The sequence below is a fragment of the Selenomonas sp. genome, from assembly GCF_052169755.1.
In the GTDB taxonomy this organism is placed as follows: Bacteria; Bacillota; Negativicutes; order Selenomonadales; family Selenomonadaceae; genus Selenomonas.
In genome coordinates this window covers 1-17,858 of sequence record NZ_JBQNBV010000029.1, presented here as the reverse complement: position 1 = coordinate 17,858, position 17,858 = coordinate 1, and the positions used below count along the sequence as shown (strand labels likewise).

Annotated in this window: 8 protein-coding genes and 1 pseudogene; 1 reads left to right on the top strand and 8 read right to left on the bottom strand. The window is 56.5% G+C overall.

Annotated elements, in window-relative coordinates:
* From ACTTKG_RS03695 to ACTTKG_RS03665, 7 genes and pseudogenes are all read right to left on the bottom strand, one after another.
* Positions 1-831: pseudogene (locus tag ACTTKG_RS03695) on the bottom strand (sulfatase-like hydrolase/transferase); the annotation flags it as partial.
* A 16-nt stretch (positions 832-847) separates the two neighbouring features.
* On the bottom strand, positions 848-2,539 hold the full coding sequence (ilvB, locus tag ACTTKG_RS03690) for a biosynthetic-type acetolactate synthase large subunit (protein ID WP_442672907.1): 1,692 nt from the start codon (positions 2,537-2,539) through the stop codon (positions 848-850).
* Between the two features lie 10 nt (positions 2,540-2,549).
* The gene (gene hydE, locus ACTTKG_RS03685) at positions 2,550-3,593 is read right to left on the bottom strand and encodes a [FeFe] hydrogenase H-cluster radical SAM maturase HydE (protein ID WP_442672906.1); all 1,044 of its coding nucleotides are present in this window, start codon (positions 3,591-3,593) and stop codon (positions 2,550-2,552) included.
* A complete protein-coding gene (locus ACTTKG_RS03680; RefSeq protein WP_442672905.1) occupies positions 3,574-4,212 on the bottom strand; it encodes a hypothetical protein in 639 nt (212 codons plus the stop codon). Before ACTTKG_RS03680 ends, hydE begins: the two co-directional genes overlap by 20 nt.
* Before the next feature lie 26 nt (positions 4,213-4,238).
* Positions 4,239-5,174, bottom strand: a complete 936-nt coding sequence (gene metA / locus ACTTKG_RS03675) for a homoserine O-acetyltransferase MetA (RefSeq protein WP_442672904.1) — start codon at positions 5,172-5,174, stop codon at positions 4,239-4,241.
* A gap of 263 nt (positions 5,175-5,437) precedes the next feature.
* Complete coding sequence (locus tag ACTTKG_RS03670) at positions 5,438-7,270, bottom strand: O-linked N-acetylglucosamine transferase, SPINDLY family protein (protein WP_442672903.1); 1,833 nt, start codon at positions 7,268-7,270, stop codon at positions 5,438-5,440.
* Positions 7,254-8,309: a zinc-binding dehydrogenase gene (locus ACTTKG_RS03665; RefSeq protein WP_442672902.1), complete on the bottom strand. Its 1,056-nt coding sequence runs from the start codon at positions 8,307-8,309 to the stop codon at positions 7,254-7,256. The genes ACTTKG_RS03670 and ACTTKG_RS03665 overlap by 17 nt, the downstream gene beginning before the upstream one ends.
* 171 nt (positions 8,310-8,480) lie before the next feature.
* On the opposite strand from ACTTKG_RS03665, the gene ACTTKG_RS03660 reads away from it, so the two are divergent.
* Positions 8,481-9,305 carry a flagellin gene (locus ACTTKG_RS03660; RefSeq protein WP_442672901.1) on the top strand — a complete coding sequence of 275 codons (825 nt, stop codon included), beginning with the start codon at positions 8,481-8,483 and terminating at the stop codon, positions 9,303-9,305.
* 199 nt (positions 9,306-9,504) lie between these two features.
* Here the strand turns inward: ACTTKG_RS03660 and ACTTKG_RS03655 are convergent, their stop codons facing one another.
* Positions 9,505-17,817, bottom strand: a complete 8,313-nt coding sequence (locus ACTTKG_RS03655) for a YDG domain-containing protein (protein ID WP_442672900.1) — start codon at positions 17,815-17,817, stop codon at positions 9,505-9,507.
* Positions 17,818-17,858 lie beyond the last annotated feature (41 nt).

Sequence of the window (17,858 nt, the reverse complement as noted above, 5' to 3'; positions counted from 1 at the left end):
GCCCGAAGAATCGCCCATCGTCTGCACACAGTGATAGCCAAGCTCCTTCATGCGCGAAAAGCCCGGAATCTCCCCCGTATGCCTGTGACAAAGCCCCTTGAATCGCGCGGCAAGCGTCTCCTCGCTCATCGCGTCATAGATGTCAACGAGCAGCTGCCACACGCCCACATGGACGACGCGAAGCGCATATGCGCGCTCTGCCAAAAGACGCGCCTCGCGCAAATCGCCGAGAGCGAAGGAAAGAACCGCCCGGATAAACAAAGGCTCCGATGCATCGCTGCTCAAGGCGGCAAATTCCGCCGCCAGCTCTTTTGCCTGCGGCGGGAAGGAGCGCTGCTCCAAACAGCGGAAAAGCTGCTCTCGAAGCTCAAATACGCGTACTTCCCGCAGAGCCGCCGCCATGAGGAAAAGCTGCGCATCCATCGGCGCATCGAGAATCATCGCACGCACCGCATCGAAAAAGCGCGTACCGCCTTCGTACAGCAAGAAGCGATTCTCCGTTTGCAGGAAAATGACGGAGCTGTCTTCATCCACAGGAAACAGCCGAAAGGGCAGCGCATCATAGGCGGGAAACACATGCGCTGCGGCAGAAACCTGCGCCTTCTGCGCCGCTTTTTCAGCCAATGTCGTACGCGCCCTCTCGTAGTTTTCGCACATAGAAGCAGCGTTCGGCACATAAAGAAGCTCCTGCAGAAAAGAGAGCATCTCCTCGTTTGGAAAACGATTGTACCGCTCCATAAGACTGAGCACGGCTGCCCGATAGCCCGCCGCATCTTCCGCAGCCGCCGTTTCCTGCATTTGTGCAATCAGCTGCAGCTCTTCTTCACACATCCTATCGCCGCCTTCCCTACTCGCTCTCCAAGACCATCTCATCGAGACTCCTGCCGCCCGGCACCATAGGAAGGACATCGACGTTGCCCGGCACTACGACGTCGAGGAGCATAGGCTCCTCACTGGCAAGAGCCGCTTTGAGATCGGTCTCCAGCCGTGCCGGATCGTCGATGCGAAGCGCCTTAATGCCCATCGCCTCGGCGAGTTTCACGAAATCCGTACGGCCGGGAAGAAGCGTTTCGGCGTAGTGCTTGTTGTAGAACATGCGCTGCCACTGTGTGACCATGCCGAGCACGCGGTTGTGTACGACGATGATCTTCACGGCGATGCCGTTATCCGCCGCCGTCGCCATCTCCTGGCAATTCATCATGATGCTGCCGTCGCCCGTGAAGAGGATGACCTGCTGGGCGGGGCGCGCGACTTTTGCGCCGATGGCGGCGGGCAGACCATACCCCATCGTACCGAGACCGCCCGACGTCAAAAAGCGGCGCGGCTCCTTCGCATCATAATACTGCGCCGTCCACATCTGATGCTGCCCGACATCGGTCACGATGATCGCGTCATCATCGGCAAGCTTGCTGACCATCTCGACGATCTGCTGCGGCATGATGCAGCCTGCAATTTTTCTATAAGAAAGCGGTTTCTCACGATTCATCTCGACCGTGCTGCGGCTCCACTTCGAAAATCGTGTGCGAAAATCCACGCCGAGCGTGCGCAGTCTTTCCTTGAAGAGCGGCAGCGACCAGCGCAGATCGCCGAGCACGCGGCAGTCGGCGACGACGTTCTTGTTGACCTCGACGGGGTCAACCTCGAAGTGTACGATCCGCGCACGCGGCGCAAAGCCCGCAACGCAGCTTGTCACGCGGTCGTCGAACCGCATACCGACGGCGATGAGCAAATCGCACGTTTGAATCGCCATATTCGCCGCATACGTCCCGTGCATCCCCGCCATGCCGAGGAAGTTCTCCCGCGCATTCGGCACGCAGCCGATGCCCATGAGCGTCGTGACCACAGGCATACCCGTGCCGTCCAAGATCTCGCGAACGTCGTCCGCAACGCCTGCGAGCGTCACGCCGCCGCCTAGAATCATGAGCGGGCGCGTCGCCTCAGCGACCGCCTTTGCCGCCCGCTCCACCTCCGAAGGATCACCCGAAAAATCTGCCGCATAGCCCTTCAAGTACACCTCTTCCGGGTATGCGTAATCAAGCTCCTGCGTGAAAACATCCTTGGCGATGTCAACCGTGACCGGTCCCGGCCGCCCCGTACGCGCGATGAAAAACGCTTCCTTCAGCACCTGCGGCAAATCCTTCGCCGCTTTCACGAGGTAGTTGTGCTTCGTGATCGGCGTCGTGATACCGCAGATATCCGCCTCTTGAAAAGAGTCCTTGCCGATGTAAGGATTGCCGACCTGCCCGGTAATAGCGACGAGCGGGATCGAATCCATGTACGCCGTCGCAATGCCCGTCACGAGGTTCGTACCGCCCGGGCCGGACGTGGCAAGGCATACGCCGACCTCTCCCGTCGCACGCGCGTAGCCGTCCGCCGCATGAGCCGCGCCCTGCTCATGACGCACAAGGATATGCGGAAACTTCTCCGTATAAATTGCATCGTACAGATCGAGCACCGCGCCGCCCGGATAGCCGAAAACGACTTTGACCCCCTCTTTGCGCAGGCTCTCCAAAACCGCCTGCGCCCCATTCATCTTCAAAACAAACACCTCACGTATCTTCTATACTTCTGCGCCGTCGAAAACCCGCGTCCTCAGCGACGAAACGCCCCATCTGCGAAAGCTCCTCACGCAAAGAAAGGCGGCACTCCTCGGGCGTATCCCTGACGTATGCCTTTCCCGGATAGAGCGCGTACTTGCGGCGAAAATCGCCCTCCGTCACATTCGGCATCACGACATTCGCGCCTGCGCGCAGGATGCCTGCGCGCGCACCGCGCACAAGCGTCTCCATCGCGGTCGTCGCCGGGATATTCGCCTCGGGCAAAAGAAGCCGCACGAGCGACACCATGCGCCGCGTCAGGCGGATGTCACCCGCCGCCGCCTTGCCGAGCGGCGTCTCGCCGTTCGGTATAAAAGGACCGATGCCCACCATATCCGCATCCAACGCTTGAAAAAAAAGGATATCGCGCGCCAAAGAAGCGACCGACTGTCCCGGCAGCCCCACGAGCGAACCTGTGCCGACCTCATAGCCGAGCGTGCGCAGTGAAGCAAGACACGCGCACCGCGCCGCAAAGCTCATGCCCGGATCGAGCCGCTCGTAAAGCTCCCGATCCGTCGTCTCGATGCGAAGCAAAAAGCGGCTTGCCCCCGCTTCCTTGAGCGCGCGATACTCCGCTTCGCTGCACTCACCGATAGAAAGCGTGATGACAAGCCCCAAAGCCCGTATTTCCCGCAGAACAGGCGAGAGCCTATCGACGCTCCAAAAGCTGTCCTCGCCCCCCTGCAAAACGACCGTCTTGTACCCATAGCCGCGTGCCTTTCGCGCCAAGCGCACGATCTCCTCGGGCGGCAGGCGATAGCGTTCAGCTTTTTCATTCTCTCGCCGCAGTCCGCAGTAAAGGCAGCTGCGGCGGCAAATATTGGAAAACTCAATCAGCCCTCGAAGATGCACGCCGTCGCCGACGTACCTCTTGCGCACACGATCCGCGGCGGCGGCAAGAAGCTCCTCCGCAGCGGGCGACGACAAAAGCGCGGTGATCTCTCCCTCACACAGACGATGCTCCTCCTCCGCTTTTTCAATCAGCCGCTGCCACATCGTCTTTCCGCGCCTTCTCCTTCTCCTTCTCCGCTCCGGCGCCCGCCGCCAAAGCCCCGCGCTCATGCTCTTCGAGCCGCTTCAAATCATCCGCTGTCAAAACCTTCTTCGTCTGGGCGGCGATTTCCATACAATGCCCATGCTCATAAACCAGCACCGCCTCCAAGAATTTGCGTTCCAAGCTCTTTTCGGGCAGCTCCTTGATGATCGTCACTCTCTGCGGGAACGTCGTCGTCAGCGTCGACCATGTGCTGTCAAGATCGTCGGCGCGTTCCAAGGTCGAAGTCCCCGCCGCAAGATCAATGCGCAAATACGCCGCCTCACCCACGAGATTGTCATAGCCGGCAAGCGACTCGCCGCGCCAGCGTCTCTTTGCGACGACGTCGGCGATCGCCACATCGTCATACGTCTGCAAGGTCGGCACGATGAGCACATTCGGATCAATCGCGCCGTCCTCCGTCAAGCCATAGTGCATGACACGCTTGTTAAAAAAATAATTGGCGCGTGCCGACGACTGCACCCATTCATAAATATTCGACGACACATACGGAGCCGCTCCTGCCGTCGCCGTAAGAACCATGAAGGGGAGAACCGCCGCCAGCCAATGCTTCATCTTCATAATCGCTCTCGTTCACTCCTCTTCCGTCAATCATCCGCCGCACGATAAAGACCGTCAAGCTCATACGGCGTTTCCTGATACACATAATAGTTGAGCCAATTCGCAAATAAGAGATTCGCCACCGAGCGCCAGCGCACGACGGGCGTCCGCGTCGGATCATCGGACGGATAATAATTCTGCGGAATCTCGATCGGAAGCCCCGCCGCCACATCGCGGTCATACTCCTGCTTCAACGACAGGGGATCATACTCCGCATGACCCGTGATGAAGAACTGCCGCTTTTCGATGTTTGCAATCGCATAGACGCCTGCACGCCCCTCCGCCTCCGCTAGGATCGTCAGCTCCGGCACACGCTCGATATCCTCTTTTCGTATCTCCGTATGACGCGAGTGCGGCACATAAAACTCATCGTCAAAGCCGCGAAACAGGCGCTCGTGCTCGATGCAAAGCCGATGCTTGTAGACGCCGAACACCTTCCGCTCCGTATCCTGCTTGTCGATGCCGTAGTGATAGTGAAGCCCCGCCTGCGCACCCCAGCATATATGAAACGCCGAATAGCAATGCTTCTTGCTCCACTCCATGATCTCTGCGACCTCGTCCCAGTAGGCGACCTCCTCAAAAGGCATCTGCTCGACGGGCGCGCCCGTGATGATGAAGCCATCGTACTTCTTGTGGCGCACCTCAGCGAACGTACCATAAAACTCCGCGAGATAATCCTGCGACGTATGCTGCGGCACATAGGACTCCGTATAGATGAAGTCCACCTCGACCTGCAGCGGCGTATTGCCGAGCAGCCTAAGAAGCTGCGTCTCCGTCACCGACTTGTTCGGCATGAGGTTCAAAATCAAAAGACGCAGCGGACGAATATCCTGACTATAGGCGCGTTCCGCATCCATGACGAAGATGTTCTCGCCTTCAAGCACCTGCGCCGCTGGCAAACTATTCGGTATTTTGATCGGCACGAAACCGCCTCACTTTCTCCAAGCGGCACAGCCGCCTCAATCGTGATTCAGTTTAGCATGAATGTGTAAAGGTGTCAAATGAGAAGGCTCTTGCTCGCATGTGAACACAGCTTATTCTATTGTGTCACACGAAAAACCGAAAAGAGCTGTCCATGAAAAGTCACGCACCGCTTCACAGGCAGCGCCCGCTTCATAAAGCTCCACAACACCGGCTGTCTCACCGCTCTTGAGCCGCACCTTATCCTACTGCGTATAAAAACTTTTTATCGTCCCGTTCTCGCATCCCTTTCTTCCCACTCCCGCCATACCGCTTCATACGCCGCCTCGACTTCCCGCACATACCGTCGAAAATTCATCAAATGTGAAGCGAGCAGAATGTCGCGCTGCTTTTCGCGCAGCATCGCCAGCGTTTCGGGCGAAGCGGCAAGCAGCCCTGCGATCTTTGCATACTGCGCCGCACTCTCAGCGACGAGCTCGGCAAGCCCGGCATTTCGAAGGAGACTCGCACCGAACCTCGCGCCGTGCGTCCCGCCCTTGAGCGTCACGACGGGCACGCCCATGTAAAGCGCCTCGCACGTCGTCAAGCCGCCCGTATAAGGGGCGGTGTCGAGCGCGATATCCATATCCGCGTACTCGGCAAGGTAGTCTGCCGAAAAGCCGCGCAGCTCGACGCGCGACGCATCCAGCCCGAGGCGTCGGAAGCGCTCCGCCGCCAGCTCCCTGCCCTCCGCGCTGCCAAACAGACGGCTCTTCAGAAGCAGCCGCGCACCCGGCACATCTTCCAAAAGCCGCCGCCACAGAAGCAGCATCTCATCCGTGACCTTGCTGTAGTTGTTGAAGCAGCCAAAAGTGACGAAACCGCGCGTCAAACTTGGCGGCGGAGCAGCGTCCGGCATCGCGACGAACGGCAGATAGCAAAAATGGCTGTGCGGCAGGCAGAGCGGGCGCTCGCTCCCGACATCAGCCGCATCCGCATCAAGCACCATATCCCCCAGCACATAGTCGATCGTCGAAAGCCCCGTACGCCCCATGTAGCCCAGCCCCGTGATCTGAACAGGCGCGGGCTTTCGCGCCAAAACAGGCAGGCAGTTGTCGCTCGTATGTCCCGAAAGATCAACGAGGATGTCAATCTCATCTGCGGCAATCAAGCGCGCCGCATCGTCTGGCGAAAGCCCCAGGATATTTCGCCAGACGACGCCGTCCTGCTGCGCCATCGCACGCGACACAGCATCCTCGCGATTGTTCGCGTAGCAAAATACATCGAATCGTCCGCGATCAAACGCGCGTAAAAGCGGCAGGAGAAAGAACGCGACCGCATGATGGCGAAGATCGGGCGATATATAGCCGATACGCAGACGCTCGTGCGCATGAAACATGAGCGGCACGCGATCCTCTCGACAAAAGAAGCCGTCAAAGCCCGCAAGCAATCCCGCAAACGGCGCACGCTCTCCTTCAGAGACGTAGTTGAGCGCAAACAGCGCGTTGCTGTATTCCGCGATGCTCTGTGCGCCGTCCTCCTCCAAGCGGCTCGCGGCGAGAAACGCCTCGACGCCGTCCGCCGCCCTTCCCGCAAGCGTCAGCGCCGAGCCGAGGAGACTATAACTCTCCGCCAAAAACTTTCGATAATAGACCGCCAACCCCGTCGGCGGCTCCTCGGCAAGCCGCGCTTCGAGCCACGCGATCAAAGCCTTGAGATGCGCCAGCTCCGTGCGCGTCCTGCCCTCCGCCTTCTCGATGTAGATCTCCTGCAGCGCCGCCCCCGGATGCTCGGGTGCGCTCTCGCGGATGCGCGCAATCACCGCACGCGCCGCTTCGTAGTCGCCGAGCTGGACGAGCGACGCCGCCAACACATAGCGAAGCTCCCGAAAAAGATGCGCCGCAGGCGGAGCGGCTCCTTCGGACGCATCTCCCGACGCATCCGAAAGAGACGGCAGAGACGACAGCATCTCGCGCACCTCGCCATACCTCTCTGCCGCAAAAAGGCGGCTCGCCTCGCCGAACAAATCGGCAGGCGAGCCGCCCTGCTGCGCTGTCGGCGGCTCGTATACCGAACCGCCGACAGCCGTCCTTTCGCGCATCCTACTGTGCTTTTCCATTCGTCTCCCCCTCATTCACGAAAAGCACCTTGCAGTACATCTCCTTCTTCTCGCGCACCAAAGAGAACGCCTCCTCGAAATCCTCAAAAGAGAACGTATGCGTCACAAGAGCCTCAGCGTCAACGGCACGACTGCGCATCGCATTCATCGCATCGAGCCACTCGGCAGGACGCGTGTTGAGACTGCTCTTCCACGCACCGTAAAGCTCGATCTCCTTCTGCAAGAGAAGATCATACATCAGTCCCGTCACCGACAAACTCTTCTCCGGACGCCCCATAAGCACCACGCGCCCGCCGCGCTTCACCGAAAGGAGCGCCGTCTCCAGCGCACCGCCCTCGCCAAGCCCCTCGACGCACGCATCGGCGCCGCGCCCGCCCGTCAAGCGCATCACATAGTTATAAACGTCCGTACTCTCGACATCGACGGACTGCAAAAAGCCCAAAGAACGCGCGAACGCCGCCTTTTCCATCGTACGCGCCACAAGCACGATGTTCCGCACGTCCGCCTCACGCGCCCAGCTCGCCAGAGCCAGCCCGATCGATCCCAAGCCGAAGATCAAGAGCGTAGATCCGGCTCCCACGCCCGCCTTTCGAAAAGCGTGCAGCGCCACCGCCGCAGGCCCCGTCAAAGCCGCCGCGCGAAAACTCACATCCGGCGGCAAAAAAACGAGATTCTGCTTCTTCACCGTCACGAACTCAGCCATGCCGCCCGCACGCTGCGCACCATAAAGTTCCATCTCGCCGCAGTCGCGCGGCCGCCCGTCGAGACACGCCATGCAATGCCCGCAAAAAAGCATCGGATACGCCGCCGCCGCACGTCCGATCAGCGCGACATCCTCCGCCTCCACGATGCGTCCGGCGAACTCATGCCCAAGGATCCGCGGCTCTGCCTCCGCTCCCGTCTCATACACGCGCTTGACGTCGGAAAGACTGATGCCCGACGCCTTGACCTCAAGCAGCACCTCACCCAACGCACACTCGGGCCGCGGAACCTCTTCCAAGCGCAAATCGTGCGCCCCGTAAAGCCGCAATGCCTTCATCCATGCCACACCCCTTCCATTTGACTTTCCTAACAGTATACCACACTTTGCGACTTACGCCTACTTTTGTATTTTCTAGATAAAAAGTCTTGCCTTTCTCCCCATTCTCCATTATAATACAAATATATACATGAAATTCTTTACTCGCCTAAGGAAAGGACGTGCAGCCTCATGGCTATTACCATCGGAAACAATCCCATCCGGCACTCGACCTTGCATCGTATCAACCATACATCCAACAATCTCGCGCGGCAGATCGCGAGCGGCACGAAGCATCCATCCGCCGTTTTTGGCCCTTCCGCCTACTCCATCGACATGCGCATGAACGCCAACATCGCCGCCGTCAGCCAATCGAATGCCAACGCACAGCGCACGAACGCCATGCTCAAGACGGCGGAAGGCGGCGTAAGCTCGTCCGCCGAAGTCCTCGGTCAGCTCCGGCAGACGCTCCTCAATGCCGCCAACGGCACGAACAGCGACTCCGACCGCCGCGACCTCGGCAAGATGGTCGATCAAGCCATCGCCACGCTCAACGACAACGCCGGAATCCAGTACAACGGCATGAATCTTCTCGACGGATCGAAGTCCGCGAGCGTCGCATCCCTCGACGGCTCCACCAGCGTCACGAACCTCGGCGACATGCGCTCTTCCGCGCTCGGTCTCACCGACGCCAACGGCAAATCCACGCTGAACCTCGGCACTGACGCCGGCATCGCCGACGCCCTCGACAAAGTCACAACGGCGCTCAATAAAACGCTCGACCAGGCGACGACCATCGGCGCAGCGCAGCAGCGTCTCAATTATCAGTCGGCGAACTACGTCACGCAGGAAGAAAACCTCATGGCAGCCTCGACGACAAGCAACGGAACCGACATGGCAAAAGCCGCGAGCGAATTCAAGCAAAGTGATCTGCAGCAGAAATTCTTCCTCTTCGCACAAAAAGCGCAGATGAGCACAATGGCTTCCCATTACTCCGCCCTCGCCCTGCTGCGCTGACCATACAAGACGACAAAAATCCGGTCATCCGACCGGATTTTTTATTGCCTGCACGATCGAAAGCACAAATACATGCAGCCGCTCCAGCTTCACAAAGCTGCGCGATCCTCTCATCATCGGCAAAACCTCGACACCATCGCAAAAGAGGAGCCTCCCGCACTCGCGGGAGGCTCCTCTTTTGTATGGCTGCACGCGGCAATCATGCCGACGCTTTCGCCTTCTTCTTGATCTCTTCTTCTTCGTCGTCGCTGGTCTGGCTGAAGCCCTTGCCGTTGTAGTAGCCTGCACTGCCGCTTCTGCCCAGCGCATTGGCAAGACCCTGATCGACAGCGCTGCGACTGCCTGCTTTCGTACCTGCATTGACATCTGCGCCGGTACTGCCATTTGCAGCATTCGCGCCGACCTTCGCACCGCGCTGCGCAGCGCTTGCGCTGCCCGTACCGGCAGCTGCGGCAAGACTGCGGTCAACAGCGCCGACGGCGGGTGTCCCTTGCCCCGCGCGGTTCACGCGGCTGCTGCCGGATGCGCCCATCGTGCCTGCACCGGCATTGCTCGGACGATAATAGCCGCCCGCATTTGCCGTGCTGCCGCTCTTGCCTGCATTGACGCCCGTCGTTCCAGCCGCTTTTGCCGTGCTGCCGCCGACGCCTGCACTTGATGCGCCGCCTGCAAGTGCGCTATTGCCGCTCTTGCCTGCATTGGTGCCTGTTGTTCCAGCCGCTTTTGCAGCGCTGCCGCCGACGCCTGCACTCGATGCGCCGCCTGCAAGTGCGCTGCTGCCGCCCTTGCCCGCTTTGGCTGCTTCATTTACCGCTGTGCCTGCGTCGTTTCGTCCGGCTTTCGCCGTCTTATCCGCACCGGCAATATTTCCTTTGCCTGCTGCACCTCCCGTGAGATTTGTGCCGCCGTCGACGATATTCGCCTGCGGCGTCTTTACGCTGCCGTCATTGACGCCCTTATCTTTGTAAGAAAGCGCGGCGTCTTGATCCCGGCTCTTCCCAAAGGTATTGTGCTGGTCGTAGGCAGCATTTTCATAAACCTTGCTGTCCGGACGAATCGCGCGATCCACGCCGTCGATGCGCGGCGTGATAGAAAGCGGGTTCGCGATTTGCCACAGCGTATAATTCCTGCCGTAGTTGCCCACAGCTTCTTTATTGCTGTCGCGATACCAACCGAAGATCGGCTGGGAACCGGGCGTATTGTAATCCACGCTTCCTTTGGGAGCATAGCGAACGATGGCGTCATCATTATACTTTCGAATATCCCCTGCGACTTCCTGCGTCAGGGCGCTGCCTCCATTCAGAGCAGCAGAGCCATCCTCAATATGACCGGTGAAATCCACCCCGCCTGCGCCCGCATACGTCGCTTTCCAATCGGAAACGACATGCAGCGTGCGGCGCTCAATTTCGCCTGCGCCATGAATGCTCTCGATGCTCGTATGACTGCCGTCCGCATTCCTCTTGAAGAGTTCATAGTTCTTCAGGACATCATCCGAACCGCTGAAGCTATACGTTACCTCGTGCTTCATAAGTTTATTCGGTTCCGCTGCCGTCGTCGCATTCGCATCGTCATAGGAAGCGTTTAGGAGACTCCTTGCACGCTGCTCCTCGCTCCTGCCGGCGGCGTCCTTCTTGCTGAGGAACGCCTCCTTCGCGAGGACGTTGCCATCCTTGTCGATATTTTTGAAATGAAGGTTGTTCCACGCATCCTTGACGAGGTTGCCCTTGGCATCTCGGACATTGACATCGCGCCTGCCATCGTAGACCTTCCGCGCCATATCGGCGGTCGCTTCCAGTCTGCGGCGATAGATCGTACCGCGGTTCGGCTCTGTCTGAATCGTCGCTTCGAAAGAAATATTCTTCTTCCCATCGACCTTCGTCTTTGTCAGTTCTTTGCCCGCTTTGTCAAGAAGCGTGTAGTTGCCGTTGTCCCAAGAAATATCGTACGTCACTCGCTTATCCGCGCGCGCCTTTTTGTTCGCATCGAGCGCACTGGCGTCTTCACTGTCGAAAGCGCCTTTGAAGTCCTTGACCTCCTTTCCATCCTCTTCCAAAGCGCGCCACAACTTATCATGCTCTTTGATATTCTCTTTGAGGAACTTGCCGTAAGCATTGTCCTTGACTTCCTTCGTGCCGTCGTACTGCTTCTGCACATCTTCTCTCTCAAGGGCAAAGGTCAGTCTCTTTGGCGTAATCGTGCCCTTAGCCTGCAAGATGTTGCCATACTCAGCATGTTTCTCATCTTTTGTCAAATTTGACGGATCAAGCTCATAATTGTTCGATACGGCGTCATCGTTCAGCTCAAGTTGACGATAGGTGATCGTATGCTGCCCCGACAAGACTTCGCCGTTCGCTCCGCGCTTGACATTCTTCGTATCGTAGATGCCGCGGCGTTTGTTCAGCCCCGATGCAGGATTCGTTTGCCCTTCTTCTCGAATCCGATCGACATTTTTCAAAAGCACTTTCTCATCGCCGACGACGCCCGTCTGCGGTGCGCCTGTCGAGGAGAAGTGCAGCCCGCGCACATCCGCGTTCGTTGTGCCGTCATACTCTCGTGTGAGCGTTTCTTTCGGCGCAACGGCATCAAGCTCTACCTTGACCTTACGCTTGACGATCTCCGCCGCAGCATCGTAAGTATCCGTCTTGAGCTTGTAGTTACCAAGAGCGATCTTATCGGCATCGCTTGGATTATCGGGATTTTGCACGCTCTTGAGCGTCAGATTGTAATGCACGACCTTGCCGCTCTTGTTCTCCGTGTTGTACGCGCTGTAATCCTTACGATTTGCCAGCTCTTCCCACGTCTTTGCGTCCATCGTCGCATTCTTATCCTTAGCGCCTGTCTTGCGGTCATGGAATGCTTGATCGCCGGCAGGCGCCGTCGCAACGACCTTGACCGTGCCTTTGTCCTTATCCAAAATCGCAGGCTTATCGTCCTTGCTGTCTTTTCCGGAAGACGCCTGATAGGCAAAATCCGGATGCTCCGAATCAAACGACTTGCCCTTGACGTGCAAGAGGTCTTTGACCGTATTCGTGCCGTCATAGATCTTCGCAATCGGCGCGGTATTCTTCGCATCCACCTCAATGGTGCGCGGCGTGATCTGAGCCGTGTAGCCGCTCCCGCCGTCAAGCAGACGCGCCGTCATATCGCCCTTATCCACTTCCCAGTCCTTATACTTTTTCTCTGACTTGAGTGTCTTTAAGCGATAGACGATGTCCTTCTTGTTATCCGTCAGCTTACTGTCGTTATACACATTGGCGTCACGCTTGTCCGTTGTTCTCGTCGGATTTTCATAATACGGCATGTTCGCCGGGTCATCGCCAGCGCCGCCATCAAGCTCATAGCCAAGCGTGATCGCGCCTTCTCCTGTACCGAGATCGACGGAAAGATGCAGCTTGTTGTAGAACTGCTGCTTGACATCCTGCTTGATTTTCTTGGTCTCTTCGGTATCGTTCTCTCCGATCGAACTTGCTTCGCCAAAGCTGTAATAGTGACCGTCCGCCCCCTTGATCTTGGCAAGGCTCGTACCGTCATAGGGCTTTTCAAAGCCGCCGATCCAAGTCTTTTTCAGCTTGACCGTCTTCGGCGTGATCTTGCCCGTGCCATAGGCGAAATCGTTCGGCGCGACATAGGATTCTTTGCTCCCTTCGCCGTAGCCGTTATAGAAGTAGTTTCGAGCGCCCTCCCCTTCGGTATCGCGGTCGCGCAGACTCTTGAACGCTTCGTAAAGCCCTTCGAGCTGCACATCGCGATCTAAGACTGTACCTTCGCTGCCGTCTTTGCGCTTGACATGCGAATTTGGAGTGAAGCGGCTCTTATCTCCATCACCGTAAGTGCCGCGAATCTTTCCGACAGCTTCATCATCCAAGGAGAGACGCGAGCCGTCGTTTCCTTGGAGATAGAGCTTCTCCTTGAGCGCCTTCCGCCGCTTTTCCTGTTCCTTCGCATCGTTGGAAAGCGACTGCAGCGCAGCGTTTCCGTCGTACTCTTTATCGAGTCCTTTGCGATTGAACTCGACCTTCCGATACCAGATATCGCCGCGACCGACGAGATTATACCCTTGATACTCCGCCGGCGCATCTTTCTGCGTAATGAGCCGATCGCTGCCGTCGTAAACTTCGAACGTATAGTTCTCATTGCTGTCGCCGTTCAGACGCAGCTTGTAGAATACGTCCTTCTTCTCGGGCGTCGCATCGGGCGAGCGGTTCGCTTTCTTATCGCCATACTTCGGAGCCAGACCCTTGACATCGATCGTAACGCCGTCGAGCAGACCGCGGTCGTTCAGCGTGCCTTCCTTGTGATCCTTATTCGCCGCTTCGTCTTCCGCCGTATAGGTGCGCGATTCCTCCGCTTTGATCAGTTTCGAAGAATCGACATGCTCATTTTCGTGCTCCTTGAGATCGCTGCCGACGCCTTCATAATAGCCATGCTTGACGTCCGTCGTACCGTCGTAGATCTTCTGCACATCCTGCACATTGAGCTTCACATGGCGTCGCGTAATCGTACCGATGCCGGTAAAATCCTTCTTGATCGTTTTGAGCTTTTCGCCGCCGGCTCCATTGTAAAGGAAGTTGTTCTCATCCATCGTGAAGGTAAACGTGACGTCCTTCTTCTCTCCGGCGTCTTTTGCCTTCAGCGTCTTGCCGCCAATATCGGTATCCTTGTACTCACCCGTCGCCGAATAAGCGCCGTCGATGTCCGTGATGTCCCACTTTTCGGTGGTGCCTTTCTTCGTGACCCAGACCCTCGCCTTGGAATCCCTCAGCCGCTGCTTGGCGTTCGTGATGTCTTTCGTCCCATCGTACGTCTTTTTGATAGCGTCGGGCTTGAAGTCGGGATTGAGATCCATATCGCTGATCTCAAGCGGCGTGATCTTGCCCTTGCCCTCCAGCTTGTAATAGCCTGCTGTCGTATCGGCTTCAAGATTCTTGATGCCCTCCGTCGTCTGATAGACGAGGTTATAGTTGTTCGCCTGATCGACGAGCCGGATATGACTGTAGTTGACGGCGTTCTCCTTGCCGTCTTTCGGCTTCACATTGGGATCGCGGTACTCTGCCCGATACTCGTCTTTGCCTTTCTCATGGTTGAGCGTTGCTGTACCTTCATAGGCGCCGTCGGCTTTGACCGCAGCCTTCGTCGTATCATAGTATACGCCGCCAAGTTTGAGCTTCGAGAGGATGTTGCCTTCAACTTTATCGGTGTTCTTATTGCCATCGTAGACTTTCTGCGCTTCATCCGCCTTGACGAGAAGGTTTGCTTTCTCGACGGTTCCTACATCGGTAAGCTCCGCCTTGCCTGCATCCGTGCGAATCGTCGTACCGACGACATTGTTCAGCGGTGCGCCGCTTGCGAGTTTGGCGTCGAGATCGCTCTTTTTATAGATGCGATAGTTGTCATTCGCACCATCAGAAAGCGTGATCTTATACGTCACCTTCTTGTTTTCGCCGGCATTCTTATCGTCAAATTCCCCCTTCGCAGACCAAGTATCGCCGTCAAGAAGTCCCGTCGCGCGGTTCTTGAGCCTGTCGTCGGAGAACTCCGCGCCCGCAGCATCGAGGAGCTTGATCGACTTCGCGGCATTGGCGTTCGACAGATCCTTATCCTCGATATCCTCGTTGGCATTCGTATCTTTGTTGTAGCTCTTCGCATCATTCGTACCGTCGTAGTACTTCATGAGATTCGGATGAACGGTGTCGGCAAACGCCATGCGGCGCTCGATGTCGCCCGAGCCGGTGAGCTTATTCGTATTCAGCTCGTAGTTCCCCGCATCTGTGCCCGTAAGCTCGAATTCATACGCCACATCATAGATGTTCTGTGCCGCCGCGAATGGATCGACCGTCGCGTTCTTCCCATCATGCTTGGCGTCCGTATCCCCCGCTTTCTTCTCGTACTGCGCTTTTTTGATATGAAGTTTCGCCGTATCTTTGTCTTCCTCGATGACACCCTCGTACTTCACATTGCCGCTCGCCGCTATATTCGTCTTGTCATAGACCTTGCGGAGATCCGTCATCTTCTCGAGAGTTGCCGTCACTTTTTTCTTCTTGATGTTGCCCGTCGTCTTATAGGTGAACGTGCCGTTCGCCATGCTCGAATCGGTGAAGTCAAAGTTCTTCAGCGCGCTTGTATCGAAGTTCATCTGAAGTTCGACGTCTTTGTTGTCGGCAGCGTCTTTCGCTCGCTTGCCGCCGCCCGCCAGATACTTTGCGTCCGTGACGGACGTATGCGATTTATCGACGTCGATCTTTTCTGTGCCGTCCTCGACGTAGATACGTTCGATGAGATCGTTCCATGCTTGATGCTTCTTGTCCTCTTTCGCCGCCTTACCCACGACATACTCGTTGCCGTCGTAGACCTTCTCAGGATGCTTCGTCTTCAGCCCGATCTTGAGATTCTTGCTCGTGACCTTGCGCTTGTCGATCAGGCCATAGCCTGTCATCGTATAGTACGTTTTATTATCGCCGTAGTTCTTTGTATCTTTAGCGAGCGCTTTATCCTTTTCGTAGACCAACCTGTAATTATCTGCGTCTTCACCTGTTAGCTGAATACGACGATACGTCACATACGTTCTCTGCTTTTCCTTTGCCTCCTCCGAATCTCCTGCGTTGGCATCGGCGGCGTTGTAGTAACGGTAATACTTACTCGCATCGCCCGTGCCGTCTTTCTTTTCATCGATTTCGTTGAGATGGACATCATCGCGTACGCCATTGGTTGCTGCATCATTTTTGCCCGGAACAGACTCATGCTTGAGCGGCGTGTCCAACGTCAGCTTACCTTGTCCTGCCTTGACATCAATATCGCCATTGTACTGACGCTTGACATCGTTCGGCGTCGTGACCAGAAGATCGGCAGGGGTGATCTTACCGCGACCTTTGAGCGGCGCTGTCGTAGGATCCCACTTCGTCGCTTTCGTCGGATCCTTTGCACTATGATAGAATACATAGTTTGTTGCCAACCCGTTGGATTTTTCGTCATATTGAATCTCGGGGGTATAGACAACTTCTTGTGAATAATTCTCACTAGGAACCTCACTGAATTTACCAGCATTTCGACTCTGATAACGCCCCTTCGAAACATTGCTCGCATCCACCAAGCCTGCGTCATCTTGCCCGCCATTTCCCATAGCGACAAGCAGATCGCCTGACGATACACTCTTTAAGATCAATTTCGTCGTTCCATCATAGACCTTCGTCGGAGTTTCTCTTGCAGAGCTTCCCAGTGCCACATATACACGACGCGACTTAATATAGCCGATGCCGTCTTTTTCAAAGGTAATCAGCTGAATCTTTTTCCCATCTTCTGTTTTTTCTTTTACCGTATATGTACCGCCATTAGCTTTAGCTCCATGCAAATCGCCAAATTCATAGTTCTCTGCCGTATCACCCAAGAGCCGAATCGTGTATTTGACGCCGTAGGCTTTAGCTTTATTCGCACCATCCTGATGGAATGTCGTTCCATCCTCCGCGACATTTGCATTCGGCGCTTGAAGTTTCCCTAGATTATTTGTCGTATTGTAGTATTCAGATGCTTCATACTCGAATTTATAGCCTTTCTCCGCAGCAAGAGACGTACCGTCAACTTGTACATCCGAAAGACCGTCACTGCGGACTCTACTTGTTCCATCATATACCTTTGTGACGCGATCCTTAAGCCACATCTTGAAGCTATCTTTCGTCAGCCTCGCTTTCGTGATATCGCCCGATCCCTCTGCCGTATCAGCAATCCAATAGTTGCCGCTTTCATCGCCGGCTGTACCCTTAACGAGCGCCTTGGAAATGCCTTCATATTTTACGGTATAGTCGATACCGTGATTTTTGACTTTCGTGCCGTCTTTATAGTATGTTCCCTTGATGGCTCCCGTATTAAGGTCGACCTTGTTTTCATCGCCGCTGACAACGCCCGTCAACGTATATTTTCCTGCCACCTGCGAAGGCGTCACGTCGGACGTGTTGTTGTAGCTGCGCGTCACCTTATTGAACTGTGCTTTCAGCTCTTTCGGATCAATCGTGCCCGTGCCCGTCGCGTTCTTCTCTGCCTGCGGCGTCGTGCCGTCAGCGTTGAACGTGTAGTTCGTCGCGGCGTTGCCGCCTTCCAGCTTAAAGGTATAGTAAACATCCTTGCCATTCTCAATGACGGACTTGTCAGCGGCGCGTGCTACGTTCTTGTCGTCGGTCGCCGTCCCTTTCTGGCGATAGACCGCCTTGACCGTGACTTTCGCGCCGTCCGTGCCTACGCCGCTGTCCTTCGTATCGCCGACGAGCCTGCCCCTGCCGGCGTAGCCGACCCAGTTCTTGCCCATCGTCAAATACTTGCGGTCATCATCGCCCTCGACGGCGTCGACCGTGCCGTCATACGTCTTGTCGATGCCCGTCTTTTTGAGCAAATCAACGTCAATGACGCGCGGCGTGATCTTGCCCTCGCTCGTGACGTCATATTTGCTGCCGGATACGGCATCGTCGCCGCCGATCTTGTAGTTGGACAGGACGTCCTCGTCCGCATTTTTATTTGTAGCCGTCACTTGATAGGCGACTTTTTTCGCTTCCGAAACATTCTTGGTCT

Coding starts and splice junctions, on each gene's coding strand:
- hydE (WP_442672906.1), bottom strand. CDS start 3,593: ATGTGGCAGCGGCTGATTGAAAAAGCGGAGGAGGAGCATCGTCTGTGT.
- ACTTKG_RS03680 (WP_442672905.1), bottom strand. CDS start 4,212: ATGAAGATGAAGCATTGGCTGGCGGCGGTTCTCCCCTTCATGGTTCTT.
- ACTTKG_RS03670 (WP_442672903.1), bottom strand. CDS start 7,270: ATGGAAAAGCACAGTAGGATGCGCGAAAGGACGGCTGTCGGCGGTTCG.
- ACTTKG_RS03665 (WP_442672902.1), bottom strand. CDS start 8,309: ATGAAGGCATTGCGGCTTTACGGGGCGCACGATTTGCGCTTGGAAGAG.
- ACTTKG_RS03660 (WP_442672901.1), top strand. CDS start 8,481: ATGGCTATTACCATCGGAAACAATCCCATCCGGCACTCGACCTTGCAT.